A 17,955-nucleotide genomic window follows, 5' to 3' on the forward strand; every position below is an offset into this window, starting at 1 on the left:
GACTGAAGGCCTCAGTGCGTGCGGGCTGAAGGCCTCAGTGCATGTAGAGGCCGCCGTCGACGTTCAGGGTCTGGCCCGTCACGAAGCCGGCGTCCTCGCTGATGAGGTAGGCGATCGCCGCGGCGATGTCGCGCGGGGTTCCGATCCGCGGCAGCACGCCGTCGGCCGCCATCTTCTCCTTGCGCTCATCGGTGAGGGTGCCGCCCATGATGTCCGTGTCGATGGGGCCGGGGGAGATGACGTTGACCGTGACGCCCTGGTGGCCGAGCTCGCGGGCCACGCTGCGCGAGAAGCCGATCACGCCGGCCTTCGCCGCCGAGTAGACGGTCTTGCTGAAGGTGCCGCCGCCTCGCTGCGCGGACACCGAGGAGAGGCTCACCACGCGGCCCACGCCGTGCTGGACCATCGACTCGACGGCCCGGCGCGTCGCGTAGTGGACGCCGTTCATGTTGATGCCCATGACGCGGTTCCACTCATCGGCGGTGACTTCGAGGTACGGCACCGGCGAGGACACTCCGGCGAGGTTCACGAGCGCGACGATCTGGGGGAGTGCGCCCTCGAGCTCGTCGAAGGCGGCACGGACCTGGGCCTCGTCCGAGACGTCGGCGCCGGCGCCCGCCGCCTGGACGCCGTGCTCGAGCGCGATCTCCTCGGCCACGCGCTTCGAGGCCTCCGCGTCGAGGTCGATGATGCCGACGTTCCAGCCGAGCTCGGCGAGGTAGTGCGCGGACGCGCGGCCGATGCCGCGCGGAGAGGCGGCGCCGGTGAGGATGACCGTGCGGGATGCGGGGAAGGTAGTCATGTGGGGTCTCCTGCCAGGATCAGTGGGCGGCGGGTTCAGTTGCCGTGGGGGCGGGCGCTGGATGGATGGGCGCGGGACCGAGTTCGTCCATGAGCTTCTTGATCGCCACGTACGCCTTGTTGCGGTACGCGACGAGCTCGGGGATGCGCTCGGCCGGGACGTCGAGGTAGCCCGCGCCCGACTTCGTGCCGAACTTCCCCGCGTCGACGAGCTCGCGCAGCGACTCGGGAGTCGCGAAGCGCTCGGGCCACCGGGTCTGGAGCGACGCGTAGCAGAACGAATACACGTCGAGGCCGGCCATGTCCGCGATCGCAAACGGACCGAACGCGGGGAGGCGGAAGCCGAACGTCGTGCGGACGATCGTGTCGATGTCGTCCGGCGTCGCGATGCCCTCCTCGACGATCTGGGTCGCCTCGTGGAACAGCGCGTACTGGAGGCGGTTGAGCACGAAGCCGACCGAGTCCTTGACCCGCGCTGTTTCCTTTCCGGTCAGGGCGACAAGCTCTTCGACCGCAGGAAGGAGCGATTCGTCCGTCCCGGCGTGCGGGATGAGCTCGACGCCGGGGATGAAGGGTGCGGGGTTGGAGAAGTGCACGCCCAGGAAGCGCTCCGGGCCGGTCACGGCCTCGGCGAGCTTGCCGATGAGGATCGTCGACGTGTTGGAGCCGATGATCGCGTCCGGGCGCGCCGCGGCGCTGATGCGGCGGAGCGTCTCGTGCTTGATCTCGATCTTCTCGGGGACGGCCTCCTCGATGAAGTCAGCGTCCGCGACGGCCTCCTCGATCGAGGCGGCCGCGGTCAGGTTCGCCGCGATGCGCTCAACGGCGTCGGCAGGGAACAGGCCCTGCTCGGCGAAGTCGGCGGCCTCGGCGAGAAGCCGCTCATAGTTCTTCTTCGCGATTTCCTCGCTGATATCAGCGATCTTGACCGTGGCGCCGGCGAGGGCCAGCGACTGCGCGATGCCGCCTCCCATGTAGCCGGAGCCGACGACGGCGATCTGGCGCAGAGACATTGAGTCCTCCTTTGGACGGGCTGCTTGAGTGAACTGGGCTGCTTGAGTGAACAGGGCTGCTGTGTGGGCTGGGCTGCCAGTGTGGACTGGGCTGCTGGTGTGAACTGGGCTGCTTGAGCCCCGTCAGCCCTTGGGCAGCAGCGTGCGGATGTACTTCTGGTTCGTGGCGCACACGCCGAGGCTGTCGCCCCCGTACTGCTCGGTGAGGATGATGCCGTTGAAGCCGAGCTTGATGGCGTCGCGGAACACCTGGCGGTAGTTGATGAGGCCCGCCTCCATGGTCGAGGGAACCGACGTGGCCCAGCTGCCATCCGCGGCTTCGTCACGCGTGTAGTTCTTGACGTGCCAGTAGTTGGCGTAGGGGAGCGTCTTGGCGAAGAGCTCTCGCCAGTCCTCGACGGGCCGGTGGAGGCGGATGAGGTTCGCGACGTCCGGGTTGAGCCCCACGTTGTCGAGGCCGACCTCCTCGACGAAGCGCACCGCGCTGTCGGCCGTGCCGAGGTACGTGTCCTCGTACAGCTCGAGGGAGACGGGGAGGCCCACCTCCGCGGCGTGCTTGCCGAGCTCGCGGATGCGGCGCACGGCGAGGTCCCACGTGTCCCGATCATCGGGATCCTTGGGCCCCTCGGCCGTCCAGAACCAGAGCGCCTTGCGTTGGGCTTCGCTGAACGGCTGGTGCAGTCCGGTCGAGAAGACCTGCATGCCCCACTCCGCCGCGGCATCGATGGTCCGGTGGGCGTACTCGAGGTTGCGCTCGTCGTGGCCTGGCATGATGACGCTCTGCCGCTGGAGGTGGACCGACGGGATGCCCACTCCGTGGGACGCGGCGATCGCGAGGAACTCGTCGCGGCGGGACGCCTCGAGGTCAGCGGGGCGGACGTGGCTGTCGGCGAGCTCGGCCAGATTGAAGCCGACCTCGGCGATCTGGGCGAACATGTCATCCCAGACCTCGGGGGCGGCGTCGTGCAGGGGCACGCCGTTCTCGTCCTTGGTTGCGAAGCCGTGGAGGCACGTCGCGATGGGCCAGGTTTCGGCGGTGTAGGGAAGGTTCTCCGGCATGGTGCTCCGTTGCGTCCAATCGTTCTTGCTGACGTTCCTACTTATCGTAGATCCTATAGGATATATAGTGATCCGATTCACGGGCTTCGTCAAGCCATGCGGGCCTTTCAGATGGGCCTTTAGGCGAGCCCTTCAGGCGGGCGCGGGCGCGGGGGCGTGGCGAAGCTCCGGAGAGACGACCTTGATCACGGCAGAATCGTCCGAGGCCTCGAGCCCGGCGGCCTGGCCGAGGAGGAAGAGCTGCTCGGCCGCCGCGGCAACCGGAGTCGCGAGGGCGACGTCGCGCGCGGCGCGGCCCACGATCCCCATGTCCTTGACGAAGATGTCGAGCCGGCTCAGCACAGGTGCGCCCTCGCCGTCGTACGCCTCGAGCATGCGGCGACCGCGGTCGGCCAGCATGAAGGACCCTGCCGCCCCCGCGGTGAGCGCCTCGAGCGTCTTCTCGCGGTCGAGGCCGAGCGCGTCGGCGAGGGCCAGGGCCTCCGCCGCGGCCGCGATGTGAACGCCGCACAGCAGCTGGTTCACGGTCTTGAGTGCCTGGCCGTCGCCCGCACGGTCGCCGACCACGGTGAGGGTCGAGGCGAGCAGGCCGAGGACGGGCTGGGCCCGGTCGCGCGCCGCTGGCGAGGCGCCGACGACGACGAGGAGGTCGCCCTTGCCTGCGCGCGCCGGCCCACCAGAGAGCGGCGCGTCGACGAGTTCGACGCCGAGCGCCTCGAGCCGCGCGGCGGTCGCCGAGACGGCGCCCGTGCCGACGGTGCTCGTGAGGATGACGACGGCGCCGGGCGCGAGGCCCCCTGCCACGCCAGCTTCGCCGAACAGCACGTCCTCGAGCTGGGCGCCATTGCGCACCGCGAGGAGGACGGCGTTCGCCTCGGCCACGGCCGCGCGGGCCGATTCGAACGTCGTCACGCCGGCCGCGGAGGCGAGGCCGAGGCGCTCGGGCGAGATGTCGAAGCCGTGGACCCGAAGCCCCGAGGCGAGGCGCGTGGCCATGGGAAGGCCCATGGCCCCCAGGCCGAGGACCGCGACGGTGTAGCTGGGGTCCGCCGCCGTGCTGCCGGTGGCCGTGGTTTCAGTCATGGATCATTTCCTTCTGGTGCGCGGGCTTCATGGTGGCGCTCAGCTTCTCGACGACGTCCGCGAGCGATTCGTCTCCGCCGACGTTGCCGGCGAACACGACGTAGGGGATGCCCTTCGCCGGGCCCTCCATGGGCTCCCACAGCGAGACGATTCCCGGGAGCATGGGCCCTCGCACGATCGCGCGGCGGATCTGCAGCCCGTGGGCGGCGATGTCCGAGGACGTGATGCCGCCCTTCGCGATGACGAAGCGGGGACGCGCCGCGCCGAGGGTGCGCCGGATGACGTCGACGAGCGCGCCGGAGACCTTCCGGGCGATTGCGAGGCTTGCGGCGGGATCGCCGGCCGTGACGAGGGTCCGGCTCGTGTGGACCACGACGTCGCCCTGGGCGAGGGCCGCCGTCACCCGTTCGGCCGTCTCGGCGACGTGCCCCGCCGACTCGGCCGGGTCGTCCGAGAGCAGCCGCTCGACGTCGAGCTCGATGACCTGGAGCGCGTTGTGGCGGCGGAGCAGGGACTCCAGCTGGCGCGTCGTGAGCCCCACATGGGAACCGACGACGACGAGCCCGCCGTGCTGCGGCGCATCCTCGCCGAGCGCCCCTGCGCCGAAAGCCTCTGCGGCGGTCAGCGGTTCGCGGACCTCCTGGCCGAGGCGGCCGCGCACGAACGGCGGGCCGACGCGGTACACGAGCCTCTTGCCGCGACGCTCGGCTTCTTCGAGCCCGAGCGCGAGGCGCCGCAGGTCGTTCTCGGTGACCGCGTCCGCCACGACGGGCGCGCGGTCCACGGCGGCGCCGAGCGCGTCCGCGATCGCGGACGCGCTCTCGGCTGGCGTGCCGGAACGGAGGAGCGTGAGGTCGAGGACGATCGCGTCCGCGGCCCGGTAGCGGCCACCCGACTTCTCGTCGACGTAGTCGGCGAGCACCGAGTTCGCGTAGCCGAACGTCGCGTCTCGGGCGAACTCGGTCTCGGCGACAGGCGTGAGGGCGCCCTGTGCCGCGCGGGCGTAGTGGGTGCCCCCGATGGTCACGCGCCCCGCGTCGGGGAAGGCCGGGACGATCACGACGCCGTCCGTCGGGCGGCCGTCGAGGGAGCTCGCCGTGTCCGCGATCGTGTCCGGCTCGAGCGGGAAGTGCCCGCGGAGCGTCGAGTCGCTGCGGCTCGTGAACGCGACCTCGACGCCCGCGTCCCGGGCGGCGGCCAACGAGTTCTCCACGACCTCGCGGTTGCGCTCGGCGGCCCCTGTCGGGTCGAGGCTGCGGGTGTTGGTGAGGACGTAGACGGCCGCGGCGCGCTTCCCGTCGATGCGGTTCTCGAACGCCCAGCGGAAGTCGTCGAGCTCCCAGCTCGTGAGGACCGGGAGGTCCGAGACGGACTGTGTGCCGGTCGGGTCGTCGTCGAGGACCACGAGCACGCGGCCCGAGCGGGCCACGGCGTCGGACACGAGCCGGGCAGGGACCGTCGTGTCGGCGGGATAGGAGGAAAGCAGCTCGTCTTCGAGGATCACGGGCACCTCATCGTGTCGCTAGGTGTCTTTGGTAAGATGTCTGACATATCGTGACACGGGCCTCGGCGCGGCGCAACACCTCCGTGAGGCCGAAAAATCCGGGACCATAGATTCACTGGGCACGACGGACGGAGAACGATGGCTCGCAAGTCGCTTGTCGGCGAGGTTGCCGACGACCTGCTGGACCGGATTGTGGCGGGGGAGTTCCCACCGGGCGCTCTCGTGCCTGGAGAGCTTGAGCTTTCCGCTCAGCACGAAGTCAGCCGAATGACCGTGCGGGAGGCCATGAAGACCCTCGAGGCGCAGCGCATCCTGAGCGTTCAGCGCGGCCGCGGGACCTTCGTCAACCCGGTCGATCGGTGGAACTCGCTCGAAGCCCTCCTGCGCGCGGCACAGGCCCAGGTGGGCAACGACGCGGCGGCGATCCAGCTCATCGAGCTGCGGCGCATGCTCGAGACCGGCGCGTCCGCGCTCGCCGCTCCGCGCATGACCGAGGCCTACGTGGCCGCCCTGCGGGGTCACGTCGCGGCCATGCGCGCCGCACACGAGCGGGGAAGCCTTGAGGAATTCGTCGCGGCGGACCTCGCCTTCCACGACACCATCCTCGAGGCCTCGGGCAACGTCTTCCTGACGGCGGTGTTCCAGCCGCTGCACCGGGTGCTCGAGGCGCGCCGCACCGAGACGTCCAAGGTCGCCGCGATCCAGGAGCACGCGATCAGGATGCACGAGGCGGTCCTCGCGGCCCTCGAGACCCGGGACTCCCGCAGCGCGCGCGACGCGATGGACGCCCACATGACGCAGACCCTCGACGATCTCGTGACGTATGTCCAAGACCAGCCAGCCCCGGGCCAGTCGGGCCAGGGGCTCCCAGCCCCAGCCGAGGGCCGCGACGCCGTCGCGAGCTAGCGAGCCCCCGCCGTCGTCAGCGCATAGGCCTCGTCGAGGATCGCCTCGAGGGCGGACGGATCGTGGGCGAAGCGGCCGAGGAAGAGCCCGTCGACGTCGTCGCCCACGTCGCTCAGGAGCCCCGGCTGGGCGCTGCCGCCGTAGATGACGGCGGACCCGGCGAAATCCGGGAGCCGGCTGACGTGCTCGCGCAACCGCGAGCAGACGGCCCGGATGTGTTCGGGGCCGGCGGGGGCGGGCGCCCCGATGGCCCAGCGCGGCTCGTACGCGACGATCACGCGCCCGCCATGACCGGCGGTGCGGGCCGACGCGAGGGCGTCATCGATCTGCCGCACGCACTCGCGGGCGGCAGCGATCGGATCGCCCTCCCCGGCCCCACCCGCGCCGTCCTCGCCCACACACAGCACGGGCGTGAGCCCGTTGCGCAGCGCCGCCTCGGTCTTCGCGCGCACGATCTCGTCCGTCTCGCCGAACAGGCTCCGCCGCTCGGCGTGGCCCACCTCGACGACGCGGCAGCCGAGCTCCGCGAGCTCGGCGCCGCTCACCTCGCCCGTGAAGGGCCCGGCGTCGGCCGTCGCGAGATCCTGGGCGCCCACGGCCACGCCGGCGCCGAGCGCGTCCAGCGCCGCGGGGATCGAGGGAAACGTCGGGATGACGAAGAGCTCGGCGGCGCCGCCCTGCACCGCCGGGTGGCGCCGGGCGATGGCGGACACCGCCCGGCACCACTCGACGGTCCGGGCGTGGCTGAAGTACATCTTCAGGCTCACGCCGATGAGGTAAGGCGCCACTAGACGCCCTCGTACGCGCAGATCTCCTGGACCTTCTCGGCCGAGCCGCTCGTCTCGTCGAACTCGTACGTGAGCCATTCGCGCACGTTGCGGCGCGCGAGCTCGAGGCCGATGACCCGCTGGCCCATGCACAGGACCTGCGCGTTGTTCGAGAGGACCGCCCGCTCGACGGAGAACGCGTCGTGCGCCGTGACCGCGCGGATTCCGGGCACCTTGTTCGCGGCGATCGCGACGCCGAGGCCGGTCCCGCAGATGAGGACTGCCCGGTCGGCCTCGCCGCGGGCCACGATCTCCGCGGCCGTCGTGGCGATCTTCGGGTAGTTGGTGTGCCCGTCGGCCGTGACGCCGACGTCCGTCACCGAGACGACGAGGCCGCTCGCCTCGAGGTCCTTCTTGATGGCTTCCTTGTACTCGAAGCCTGCGTCGTCGGAGCCGACGACGATGCGCCACTGTGGCATTGCGTCTCCTTGGTTGTTCTGAGGGGATGGCATTCGGTCGGCAGTCCGGGGGTCAGGACTGCGCGAGCTTGGAACCGACCGTCGTCGCGATGAGCGCGAGGGAGACGGCGCCGGGGTCGGGCACGCCCAGGGCCTTCTCGCCGTGCGATCGGGCCCGACCCTTGCCGGGCATGAGGTCGGCGGTGTCCTCGGCGGCCTTCGTGGCCGCCTTGGCTGCGGCCTCCCACGCCGTCGGGAGGTCCGCTCCGCCGGCCAGGCCCTCCGCGAGCTTTCCCGAGAAAGGCACGAGCGCGTCGACGAGCGTCTTGTCGCCCACCTGCGCCTTCCCGTAGGCCATGACTGCGTCGGATGCCGCACTGAGGCCGGCGCCGAGCTGCTCGGGTGAGACCCGCGCGTCGTCCGTGACGTGCGCGGCGAGCGTCCTGAGGATGACGCCCCACAGCGCGCCCGACGTGCCGCCCGCGCGGTCGGCCCACGCGTCGGCGGCGCTCGCGAGGACTGTCCGGGCGCCCGCGCCGAGGCCGACGACGGCGGAGGCCTCCTCCGCGGCAGCGCGCGCCCCGCGCTTCATGCCGATGCCGTGGTCGCCGTCGCCCGCGATCGCGTCGATGCGGCCCAGCTCGTCGGCGTGTTCGTCGATGACGTCCCGGACCGCGCCGAGGAGGGCCGCGATCCGCTGAGCCGCGTCGCGCGACTCCTCGCTCGCGGCGGGGACGGACCGCTCGGCGGCCTGCTCGCCGTCGTCCGCGATGGCCGAGAGCCCCGCCGCGTCGAACGAGCCGGTGCGGAAGGCCGGCGTGTCCGCCGGCGCGAGCCAGAGCCGCTCGAGCTCGTCGTCGAGCCAGAACAGCGTGAGCGAGACTCCTGCCATGTCGAAGCTCGTGCAGAACTCGCCGACCTGCGGGTCGACGAGCGTGAGGCCCTCCGCCTCGGCCAGCTCCGCGATGCGGGAGAAGACCACGAACAGCTCCTCGGACTTGACGGAGCCAAGCCCGTTGAGGATCGGGACGACGCGTGCGCCGCTCTTCCGGGCTCCCTCCGGGATCTCGGCTTCGTCGAGCAGCCGCTCGACGAAGAGCTCGGCGAGGCCATTGGCGCTCGGGATGGCGGTCTCGGCCAGCCCGGGCTCGCCGTGGATGCCGAGGCCGATCGCCATCCGGCCTTCCGGTACGGAGAACAGCGGCTCCGCCGCGCCCGGCATCGTGCAGCCCGTGAACGCGACGCCCATGGACCGGGTGCGCCGGTTCGCGTGCTGCGCCACGCGCTCGACGCCGTCGAGGTCGTAGCCGAGGGACGCTGCCGCGCCCGCGACCTTGAAGACCGTGAGGTCTCCCGCGATGCCGCGGCGCTTCTCGATCTCGTCGGGGGCCGCGGAGAAGATGTCGTCGATGACCGCGACGCTGCGGCAGTCGATGCCGTCCGCGCGAAGGGTCTCCTGGGCCTCCGTGAAGTGGAGGACGTCGCCCGCGTAGTTGCCGTAGCTCAGCAGGACTCCGCGGCCACGGTGGCTCGCCCGCGCCACCGACTCGACCTGGTGGGCCGACGGGGAGGCGAAGAGGTTGCCCATGGCGGCGCCGTGGGCGAGGCCCGGACCGACGAGACCGGCGAACGCGGGGTAGTGGCCGCTCCCGCCGCCGATCACGACGGCGACCTCGGGATCGGCGGACGCCGTGGCGCGCGAGACGCCGCCGTAGACCTTGCGGACCCATCGTCCGTTGGCCCGGGCGAAGCCGTCCACCATTTCGTCGGCGAAGTCTGCCGGTTCGTTCCAGAGTCGCGTCATCGGGAATTCTCTCTCGGGTTTGGGGCGGGACTAATCCTATAGGATATATGAGAAGGATATACGGGCCGGCGCCGGCTGTGAAGGGCAGGGTGCCCTGAGGCGTGCGCAGGGGGTGCACTGAGCGGTGCCCTCTCCGGCCCCGAAGCGGCAGCCGGACAGGCCGCGCGAGGCGCCCAAGCCGACGGGCTAGGGTGGCGAGGTGACCACCGCGACCAACCCCTTCGACGGAACCACCGTGGAGTTCGACGCGTCGGGTGAGGGCCCCGCCGTCGTTCTCCTGCACGGTTCAGCCCTCTCGCGCGCGATCTGGCGCGGCCTCGGCTACGTGCGCGCGCTCGAGGGGTTCAGGGTGGTGCGCTTGGATCTGCGCGGGCACGGTCGAAGCGAGAAGCCGCATGACCCCGCCGCCTACTCCATGCCCCTTGTGGTGGGGGACGTGCTCGCGGTGCTCGACGCCGCCGGGGTCGGCGCGGCGCATGTCGTGGGCTATTCGTTCGGATCGCGCGTGGGGTTCGCCCTCGCGTCGGGTGCCCCGGATCGCGTGGCGAGCCTCTCGACGCTCGGCGGGACGTATCGATCGCAACGCGGCGAGGTGGAGAAGGTGTTCTTCCCCGGGTACCTCGACGCCATTCGCTCGGGCGGGATGGCGGCGTTTGCCGAAGGCTTCCAGGCGGCGGGCAACGTGCTCGACCCGTCGACGCGGGCAGCGTTCCTCGCGAACGACGCCGAGGCCCTCGCCGCGTACTTCGAGGCCACCGAGGCGGGCGAGGGGCTTCCTGAGTCCGTGCTCGGGCAGCTCACGCTCCCGGCGCTCCTCTTCGCGGGAACGCTCGACGTTCCCCGACTCGAACAGTCCAAGCGCGCGGCCGAGCTGATGCCGAACGCGCGCTTCGTCGAGCTTCCTGGCCGGACGCACGCTTCCACGCTGGCGCCCGCGGAGCCCATCCTGGAAGAGCTGGTGCCGTTCCTGCGTGCGAACGCGTGGGGCTCACGCACGTGGCGAACCAGCTTCGGCCAGCACTGATATGCCTGCGCCGCGGCGGTCAACGCGCGGTTCCCTTGCGGGCGCGGGTGCGGGCAGGCTTCTCGTGCGGACGGTTCGGCCACGAGCGCTCGAAGGGGGTGCCTCGGTAGGCGGCAGGCATCGTGTCGGGATAGCGATGGCGGTTGCGCCACACGAAGTAAGCGAACACCGCGAACAGGAGGACACTGATGACCGTGCAGACGACAGATGCTGCGCCTTGCGCGGGCCACAGCATCCAGCCGACGGTGAACACGTAGAAGATCCCCCACCAGAACCCGAGGACCCACAGCGTGACGTTCACGACCTGGCCCTGCGCGGAGATCAGCGTGACGATCTTGGTCCAGCGGGTCAGGCGTACCGGGATCAGCGAGTACGCGGTCGACAACCCGAACAGAGACGCGGGACCGCTCGCCTCGGCGCCTTGGCTGAACGAGGTGAAGGAGAGCCGCTCACTTCGATACCTCGGAAGCAGGCTGCGGCAGAAGTACGTGGCACTGCCGAGCGCGGAGCCGACCGAGACGCACAGGAAGACGCCGCAGATTGATCCGATGACGGGACCGAGCAGAAGGACGATCACGGCGCCGATGAACACGTTGCCGTGGAACCCGGGCGCTTCGCCCAGGGGCCCCGCGTCGCCGGCGGTGAGCCGCCACGGAAGGACGAGGACGGCGACGGCCACGCTGATCACCGCCAGGACGACCCAAACGATCGTGAGTGTCAGGTACCCCAGGGGACGCCACGCGGCCGCCGCCCGGGACTTCACGCGCGCTTCCGGTGCGAGCAGGTACACCGGCTCGCGGAGGTCGTGGAACTCGTCATCCCGCGCAGCACGGTCCTGCCGAGGGGCGTTCGGCGCCGTCACGAATCGGCCCCACGGCTAGGGCTGTAAATCTCCTCCACACTTGTAAGTACCACGGATCGCTCCATCATGACGCGAACAACCACGGATTTTTCTACTCGCTGGAAGAACACCCAGAGCTCCTTCGCCAGTGGGCGGCGTGATCTTGTTGGACAGGGAGTGCTCTAACAAAGCCTTCAGCCCGGCTCATTCCGCGAACTGCCAGACGTCGGGCATTTGAGCATGCTTGGTCGCAGAGATTGCACAGTGCTATCAAATCGCTAGCGAAGCGGTATCAGGACTCGGGGCGCAATCTGGTGTTGGCAGGCCACCCTCGAGCCGCTTCGTGGCCTTGGGTTTGGTAGCACGCGGGGAAACCGGCCCGACCATCCGCCGCCCTACGGGCCGGCACTCCGTCCCAGGGCTCCTCCGCGCTCCGCGAGGAGGCTGAGCACCTCCTCGTCGGTGCATTGCGGGAAGGTGAGGTAGGCGGCGCCCACTGAGCGGAACGCGATCGGCTCGCGCGGGCAGACGATACCGTCGGCGAGCCTTCCGATGTCGCGGACGACGCCGGGCGGCGCCACGGGGAGCGCGACGACGACGGAGCTGGCACCCGCCGCGCGGACGGCCGCGATCGCGGCACGGGCGGTGTCGCCGGTTGCGGCGCCGTCGTCGCACACGATGACAGTTCGACCCCCGGCGCGTTGGGCGCGGCCCGCGAGGTAGAGGTGCTCCTGCCGCTCGAGCTCGGCCGATTCCCGCTCTCGGACACCGCCGAGCAGCTCCTCGGTGAAGCCGGACGCGAGGAGCCGCCGCACCAAAGGGGAGTCGACCTCGGCGCGGCGCTCGCCGTCGCACGAGGCGATGGCGCCGAACGCGACCTCCTCGTGGCCAGGAATGCCGAGCTTGCGGGCCGGCACGACGTCGAACGCGAGCCCCAAGGCGCGCGCCACCTCGGCCGCGACGGCGACGCCGCCCCTGCTCAGGCCGACGACGAGTGGAGACCCACCGCCGCGGCCCGCTCGCGTGAGGGCGCTGAGCGCGCCGAGGGTGCCGTCGGCGTGCGTGAGTTGGGGGAGACCGGCGAGAGCGCCTGCGAGCATCCTTCCGGCCTCGCCGCGGCTCGCGTAGGGGCCGGGGCCCTCCGCGCCGGGCGGCCCGCCGTGCTCGGCTTCGTGCCTGTCTCGCTGGGGCGACGCCATGCGTTCCAGTATGCGCGCGCCGGCTTGGCCGGGCGGGTTCCGGCCCGTTGGATAGCCGGCTCGGCCGGGCCCGTTCCGGCCGCGTGGATACTGGAAGGGATGAACGCACGGGGAGCGGACGATCGCCAGCACCGCCTCGAACGGGCCGCGGAGCTTCGCGCCGCGGGCCATGGCTCCGGTCGCGCAGATCCCGGTCGCGCCGGTCCGGGTCACGCAGGTCCGGGTCACGATGGCCGGAGCGATGCGGATCGGCGCCAGGAGGAGCGGGCCAACTCAGGGCATGCCAACCGAGAGCAGGCCAACCCAGAGCAGCTCAATGAGGTGCGGCGCGAGGAGGAGCTGCGCGAGAAGCGCAGGAAGTTCGACTCGGCACGCCGCGCCGACTACCTCATCCGCGACGCGATGGCGCGCGGCGAGTTCGACCACCTCCAGTACGCTGGCAAGCCGATCCCCGGACTCGGCGGCACCTATGATCCCGACTGGTGGATCAAGGGACTCATCCAACGCGAGCACCTCACCGGGCTCGGACCGAAGGCGCTGCTGCTTCGGGTCGAGGACGCCGAGCTGGATACCCGTCTCGATACGATGCGCACCGAGCGCGAGGTGCGCGCCGCCGTCGAGGATTTCAACGCAAGGGTCATCGACGCGCGGCGCCAGCTCGAGGGCGGTCCGCCCGTCGTGACGAAGACGCGGGACGTGGACGGCGAGGCGCAGCGCTGGCGCGAGCGGCGGGATGCGCGCATCGCGGCACAGCGCGCCGCGCAGCCTGCCGTAGCGCCAACGCGAACGTGGTGGAGGCGGCTCTGGCGTGGGCAGGCCTGACGGCGGCAGCGACCCCGCAACGGTCCGGCAGGGACCCCGCAACGGTCTGGCAGGGACCCCGCAAGCGTCGGGCAGGGACCCCGCAAGCGTCGGGCAGGGACCCCGCAAGCGTCGGGCAGGGACCCCGCAAGCGTCGGGCAGGGACCCCGCAAGCGTCGGGCAGGGACCCCGCAAGCGTCGGGCAGGGACCCCGCAACGGTCCGGCAGGGACCCCGCAACGGTCCGGCAGGGACCCCGCAACCGTCCGGCAGGGACCCCGCAACGGCCCGGCAGGGACCCCGCAACCGGGGGCTCTGCCCGTGGTGGCGCCTCCGCCGCTCTCGTGTGCTCTCGGTGGGCTTAGTAGCTTGCGGGCCGCCCGCCGTCGTCCGCCGTGCGCCGCCCGCCGTCGTCCGCCGTGCGCCGCGCGGTGACGGTCCCGAAGCGTTCCGCGAGCTGCTCGCTCGAGCGGGCCAGGATCGCGACGTCCGCTCCCACGAGCACGAAGCGCGCGCCGGCATCGAGATAAGGGCGCGCGGTCGCCTCGACGAAGGCATTGACGCCCGCGGGTTTGCCCGCCGTCCGCGCGGCGGCGAGGCAGCGTTCGACGGCGGAGATCACCTCGGGATGCTCCTGCTCGCCGAGGTGGCCCATGGACGCGGCAAGGTCGGACGGGCCCACGAAGATCGCGTCGACGCCGTCGACCGCGAGGATCTCCTCGACGTTGGCAACGGCCTCGGTCGTCTCGATCTGCACGGTGAGCGAGATCGTCTGGTTCGCTCGCGCGAGGTAGTCGGGGATCCGATTCCAGCGCGCGGCGCGGGCGAGCGCAGAGCCGACCCCACGGACGCCGTGCGGCGGATAGCGCACCGCCGCCACGGCGGCCCGCGCCTGCTCGGCGTCGTTGACCATGGGGATGAGCAGGTTCTGCGCGCCGAGGTCGAGGTACTGCTTGATGAGCACGACGTCGTTCCAGGGCAGGCGCACCACTGGCACAACGGGGTAGCCGTGGACCGCCTGGAGCTGTGCGAGGACGGACTCGAGCGAGTTGGGGCTGTGCTCGGTGTCGATGAGCAGCCAGTCCGCGCCGGAACCCGCCATGATCTCGGCGACGAGCGGGCTGCCGGAGCAGACCCAGAGGCCGATCTTCGCGCCGGGTTCCTGGGCCAGCGCGTCCCGGAAGGTGCGCTCGGGTTCTAGACGAAACGACATGTCACCGTCCCCAGTGGTCCGTAGTCTGCGTACACCGTGTCGCCCGCGTACACCCAGGCGGGGCGCGTGAACGAGCCCGCGAGCACGAGGTCGCCCGCGCGGAGCGACTGGCCGTGCTGGGCGAGCTTGTCCGCGAGCCACGCGACGCCCTGAGCCGGGTGGTTGAGGACTCCTGCCGCGACGCCCGTTTCGACGATCTCCTGGTTCTGGTACAGGAGCGCCGAGACCCAGCGGAGGTCGACGTCGTGCGGCCGCACCGGCCGCCCGCCGACGACCATGGCGCCCATCGCGGCGTTGTCCGAGATGGTGTCGACGATCGTGCGGCCCTGCATCTCGATGCGCGAGTCGAGGATCTCGAGGGCAGGCACCACGTAGTCCGTCGCGTCGAGCACGTCGAAGAGCGTGGTGCTCTGACCTGTGAGGGCCTGCCCTTTGAGGTCCTGATTGAGCTTGAACGCCAGCTCGACCTCGATCCGGGGGTGCGTGTATCGGGCCCACTCCACGACGGAGCCGTTCTCGAGCACCATGTCGTCGAAGATGACGCCGTAGTCGGGCTCGGTGATGCCGGTCGCGGCCTGCATGGCCTTCGACGTCAGGCCGATCTTGCGGCCCACCACGCGCTTGCCCTGCTCCTCGAGCCGCGAGGCCCAGAGCTTCTGCACGGCGTACGAATCCTCGATGTCCATGCCCTCGTACCGGGTGTGCAGGAGCGGGACGGGCGTGCGCGTCCGCCCCGCCTCCACGAGCTCGTCTGCGATCTGCTGGATCGCCTGCGCGTCGAGCATGCTCAGACCTGGCTTCCGAGCTTGAAGCCCTTCGAGGCCTCGCCGCGGTACGAGCCGGACTCGTCGCCGGCGCGGGTGTAGGAGAAGCCGTCCGCGCCGATGGTCACGGCCATCTCGGACTTGTCCTCGCGCTTGACGACCTCCTGCGGGTTGCCGTCGAGGTCGAGCACGAGCGAGGCCTCCGTGTACCAGCTCGGCACGACCGGGTTGCCCCACCAGTCGCGGCGCTGGTTGTCGTGGACGTCCCACGTGATGGTGGGGTTGTCCGGGTCGCCCGTGTAGTAGTCCTGGGTGTAGATCTCCACGCGGTGGCCGTCAGGATCGAGGATGTAGAGGTAGAACGCGTTCGAGACGCCGTGGCGGCCCGGCCCGCGCTCGATCCGGTCCGACAGGCGCAGGGCGCCCATCTTGTCGCAGATCTGGATGATGTTGTGCTTCTCGTGCGTCGAGAACGCGATGTGGTGGAGGCGAGGGCCGTCGCCACCGGTGAGCGCGGTGTCGTGGACGGTCTGCTTGCGGTGCAGCCAGGCCGCGTACGTGGTGCCCTCCGAGTCCTTGATGTCCTCCGAGACGCGGAAGCCGAGGCCCTCGAGGTAGGCGCGGCCGCGGGGGACGTCGGGCGTGACCTGGTTGAAGTGGTCGAGGCGCACGAGCTCGCCGGCCGAATAGAGGTCGTAGCGCATGTGCAGGCGCTCGACGTGCTCGACGTCGTAGAAGAACTCGTACGGGAAGCCGAGCGGGTCTTCGACGCGCACGGCGTCGCCGATGCCGCGCACGAAGCCCTCCTTGCGCCGCTCGGTCCGGCAACCGAGCTCCTTGAAGTACGCCTCGGCCTTGTCCACGTCTTCCGGCGTCCGAACGCGGAACGCGAACGCCGCGGCGGCAGCGATCGGCCCCTTGCGCAGCACGAGGTTGTGGTGGATGAACTCCTCGAAGGAGCGCAGGTAGATCGCCTCGTCGTCCTCGTACGTCACGTGGAGGCCCAGGAGGTCCACGTAGAACGCGCGCGACTTCTCGAGGTCCGTGACCACGAGGTCGAGGTAGGCGCAGCGGACGATGTCCGGGGCGGGGACTGTTGGCTGGGGGAGGGGGGTGCTCATGTTGTTCTCCTCTTCGAGATTCAGGCGGACGACGGCGGGGGCGTGCCTGGTGCGCGTCAGGCGCCGAACTTGGGCGTGTGGACGTCGCCGAGCGTGATGTGCACGGCCTGCTGGTCGGTGTAGAAGTCGATCGAGCGGTAGCCGCCCTCGTGGCCGAGCCCCGAGGCCTTGACCCCGCCGAACGGCGTGCGCAGGTCGCGGACGTTGTGCGAGTTGAGCCACACCATTCCCGCCTGGACTGACTGGGCGAAGTTGTGGGCCCGCTTGAGGTCATTGGTCCACACGTACGCGGCGAGACCGTACTTCGTGTTGTTGGCCAGCGAGAGGGCCTCGTCGTCGTCGTCGAACGGCGTGATCGCGACGACCGGCCCGAAGATCTCCTCCTGGAAGATCCGTGCGTCCGGCTTGACGTCCGCGAACACGGTCGGCGCCACGTAGGAGCCGTTCTCCTGGCCCTCCGGCAGGTGAGCCGGGCGACCGCCGCCAGCGAGGAGCCGGCCCTCGGTCTTGCCGATCTCGACGTAGCTCATGACCTTGTCGTAGTGCTCCGGGTGCACGAGCGCGCCGACCTGCGTCTTCGGGTCGTGCGGGTCGCCGACCACGATGTTCTTGGCCCGCTCCGCGTAGCGCTCGGTGAACTCGTCGTAGACGCTCCGCTCGACGAGAATGCGCGAACCGGCCGTGCAGCGCTCGCCGTTGAGCGAGAAGACGCCGAAAAGGGTCGAGTCGATCGCGGCGTCGAGGTCGGCGTCGGCGAAGACGACGGCGGGGGACTTGCCGCCGAGCTCCATCGACATGCCCTTGAGGTTCTCCGCGCAGTTGCGGAAGATAAGCTGCCCGGTCGAGGACTCGCCCGTGAACGAGATGAGCGGGACGCCGGGGTGCTTCACGAGGGAATCGCCCGCGGTCTCGCCGAAGCCGTTCACGAGATTGAAGACACCCTCGGGCAGGCCCGCCTCCTCGAAGATCCCGGCCCACAGCGACGCCGAGAGCGGCGTGAACTCGGCGGGCTTGAGCACCACGGTGCAGCCCGACGCGAGCGCCGGAGCGAGCTTCCACGACTCGAGCATGAACGGCGTGTTCCACGGCGTGATGAGGCCGGCGACGCCGATCGGCTTGCGGTTGACGTAGTTGAGCTGGCTTCCCGGCACCTTCAGGGCGTTGTCTTGCTGGGCCACGATGAGGTCCGCGAAGAAGCGGAAGTTCTCCGCCGCGCGCTGGGCCTGGCCGCGCGCCTGGGTGATCGGCAGGCCCGTGTCGAACGTCTCCATCTCGGCGAGCCGATCCTCCTGCGCCTCGACGGCGTCCGCGATGGCGTTGAGGATGCGCGCGCGGGCCCGCGGCTTCATCCGCGGCCAGGGCCCGTGCTCGAACGCCTCGGTGGCGGCGGCGACGGCGGCGTCGATGTCCGCCTTCTGGCCCGACGCCGCGGTCGCGTACGTGGTGTTCGTGACGGGGTCGAGCACCTCGAACGTCTCACCGCCGATCGAGTCGACGCGCTGGCCGCCGATGTAGTGCTGGAGGTGAGTCGGCAGGTTCTCGGGCACGAAGTGCTTGCTCATGCTGTGCTCCTTGCAGAGGGTGATGAAGAGGCGTTC

At 70.6% G+C, this 17,955-nt stretch carries 17 protein-coding genes; 3 read left to right on the forward strand and 14 right to left on the reverse strand.

Features of this window, described 5'->3' with window-relative positions; genetic code table 11:
* Window positions 1-34: 34 nt before the first annotated feature.
* The 5 genes from E6A26_RS03310 to E6A26_RS03330 all read right to left on the reverse strand — a co-directional run bounded on the left by E6A26_RS03310 (window position 35) and on the right by E6A26_RS03330 (window position 5,460).
* The gene (locus E6A26_RS03310) at window positions 35-802 is read right to left on the reverse strand and encodes an SDR family NAD(P)-dependent oxidoreductase (protein WP_136609748.1); all 768 of its coding nucleotides are present in this window, start codon (window positions 800-802) and stop codon (window positions 35-37) included.
* Window positions 803-821: 19 nt separating this feature from the next.
* Window positions 822-1,814: a 3-hydroxyacyl-CoA dehydrogenase family protein gene (locus E6A26_RS03315; RefSeq protein WP_136609749.1), complete on the reverse strand. Its 993-nt coding sequence runs from the start codon at window positions 1,812-1,814 to the stop codon at window positions 822-824.
* Between the two features lie 123 nt (window positions 1,815-1,937).
* Window positions 1,938-2,873, reverse strand: a complete 936-nt coding sequence (locus E6A26_RS03320) for a sugar phosphate isomerase/epimerase family protein (protein WP_136609750.1) — start codon at window positions 2,871-2,873, stop codon at window positions 1,938-1,940.
* Window positions 2,874-3,005: 132 nt separating this feature from the next.
* On the reverse strand, window positions 3,006-3,956 hold the full coding sequence (locus E6A26_RS03325; RefSeq protein ID WP_136609751.1) for an NAD(P)-dependent oxidoreductase: 951 nt from the start codon (window positions 3,954-3,956) through the stop codon (window positions 3,006-3,008).
* On the reverse strand, window positions 3,949-5,460 hold the full coding sequence (locus tag E6A26_RS03330; RefSeq protein ID WP_136609752.1) for a four-carbon acid sugar kinase family protein: 1,512 nt from the start codon (window positions 5,458-5,460) through the stop codon (window positions 3,949-3,951). The genes E6A26_RS03325 and E6A26_RS03330 overlap by 8 nt, the downstream gene beginning before the upstream one ends.
* A 138-nt stretch (window positions 5,461-5,598) precedes the next feature.
* On the opposite strand from E6A26_RS03330, the gene E6A26_RS03335 reads away from it, so the two are divergent.
* Window positions 5,599-6,366: a FadR/GntR family transcriptional regulator gene (locus E6A26_RS03335; RefSeq protein ID WP_136609753.1), complete on the forward strand. Its 768-nt coding sequence runs from the start codon at window positions 5,599-5,601 to the stop codon at window positions 6,364-6,366.
* Here E6A26_RS03335 and E6A26_RS03340 read toward each other — a convergent pair.
* Genes E6A26_RS03340 through E6A26_RS03350 form a run of 3 tightly spaced genes read right to left on the reverse strand, consistent with a single transcriptional unit; the run spans window position 6,363 to window position 9,395 of the window.
* On the reverse strand, window positions 6,363-7,133 hold the full coding sequence (locus tag E6A26_RS03340; protein WP_327407271.1) for a triose-phosphate isomerase family protein: 771 nt from the start codon (window positions 7,131-7,133) through the stop codon (window positions 6,363-6,365). The genes E6A26_RS03335 and E6A26_RS03340 overlap by 4 nt on opposite strands.
* Before the next feature lie 20 nt (window positions 7,134-7,153).
* Window positions 7,154-7,612 carry a ribose-5-phosphate isomerase gene (locus E6A26_RS03345; RefSeq protein ID WP_136609755.1) on the reverse strand — a complete coding sequence of 153 codons (459 nt, stop codon included), beginning with the start codon at window positions 7,610-7,612 and terminating at the stop codon, window positions 7,154-7,156.
* 52 nt (window positions 7,613-7,664) lie between these two features.
* Entirely contained in the window at window positions 7,665-9,395 is a 1,731-nt protein-coding gene (locus E6A26_RS03350; RefSeq protein WP_136609756.1) for a dihydroxyacetone kinase family protein, read from the reverse strand.
* A 199-nt stretch (window positions 9,396-9,594) separates the two neighbouring features.
* On the opposite strand from E6A26_RS03350, the gene E6A26_RS03355 reads away from it, so the two are divergent.
* A complete protein-coding gene (locus tag E6A26_RS03355; protein WP_136609757.1) occupies window positions 9,595-10,419 on the forward strand; it encodes an alpha/beta fold hydrolase in 825 nt (274 codons plus the stop codon).
* A gap of 19 nt (window positions 10,420-10,438) precedes the next feature.
* Here E6A26_RS03355 and E6A26_RS03360 read toward each other — a convergent pair whose 3' ends face one another.
* The gene (locus tag E6A26_RS03360) at window positions 10,439-11,281 is read right to left on the reverse strand and encodes a hypothetical protein (protein WP_136609758.1); all 843 of its coding nucleotides are present in this window, start codon (window positions 11,279-11,281) and stop codon (window positions 10,439-10,441) included.
* A gap of 374 nt (window positions 11,282-11,655) precedes the next feature.
* Complete coding sequence (locus tag E6A26_RS03365; protein WP_168928659.1) at window positions 11,656-12,459, reverse strand: phosphoribosyltransferase; 804 nt, start codon at window positions 12,457-12,459, stop codon at window positions 11,656-11,658.
* Between the two features lie 99 nt (window positions 12,460-12,558).
* Between E6A26_RS03365 and E6A26_RS03370 the strand changes: the two genes are divergently transcribed.
* Window positions 12,559-13,281: a DnaJ family domain-containing protein gene (locus tag E6A26_RS03370; RefSeq protein WP_136609760.1), complete on the forward strand. Its 723-nt coding sequence runs from the start codon at window positions 12,559-12,561 to the stop codon at window positions 13,279-13,281.
* Window positions 13,282-13,620: 339 nt separating this feature from the next.
* Here E6A26_RS03370 and E6A26_RS03375 read toward each other — a convergent pair whose 3' ends face one another.
* Genes E6A26_RS03375 through hpaE form a run of 4 tightly spaced genes read right to left on the reverse strand, consistent with a single transcriptional unit; the run spans window position 13,621 to window position 17,919 of the window.
* A complete protein-coding gene (locus E6A26_RS03375; protein ID WP_136609761.1) occupies window positions 13,621-14,472 on the reverse strand; it encodes an HpcH/HpaI aldolase family protein in 852 nt (283 codons plus the stop codon).
* Window positions 14,457-15,257 (reverse strand): 2-oxo-hept-4-ene-1,7-dioate hydratase, encoded by an 801-nt coding sequence (hpaH, locus tag E6A26_RS03380; protein ID WP_136609762.1) that lies wholly within the window; start codon window positions 15,255-15,257, stop codon window positions 14,457-14,459. The genes E6A26_RS03375 and hpaH overlap by 16 nt, the downstream gene beginning before the upstream one ends.
* Window positions 15,258-15,259: 2 nt before the next feature.
* The gene (hpaD, locus tag E6A26_RS03385; protein ID WP_136609763.1) at window positions 15,260-16,357 is read right to left on the reverse strand and encodes a 3,4-dihydroxyphenylacetate 2,3-dioxygenase; all 1,098 of its coding nucleotides are present in this window, start codon (window positions 16,355-16,357) and stop codon (window positions 15,260-15,262) included.
* 56 nt (window positions 16,358-16,413) lie between these two features.
* Entirely contained in the window at window positions 16,414-17,919 is a 1,506-nt protein-coding gene (gene hpaE, locus E6A26_RS03390; RefSeq protein WP_136609764.1) for a 5-carboxymethyl-2-hydroxymuconate semialdehyde dehydrogenase, read from the reverse strand.
* Window positions 17,920-17,955: the final 36 nt, after the last annotated feature.

It is taken from the genome of Sinomonas albida, assembly GCF_004919045.1.
GTDB lineage: Bacteria > Actinomycetota > Actinomycetes > Actinomycetales > Micrococcaceae > Sinomonas > Sinomonas albida.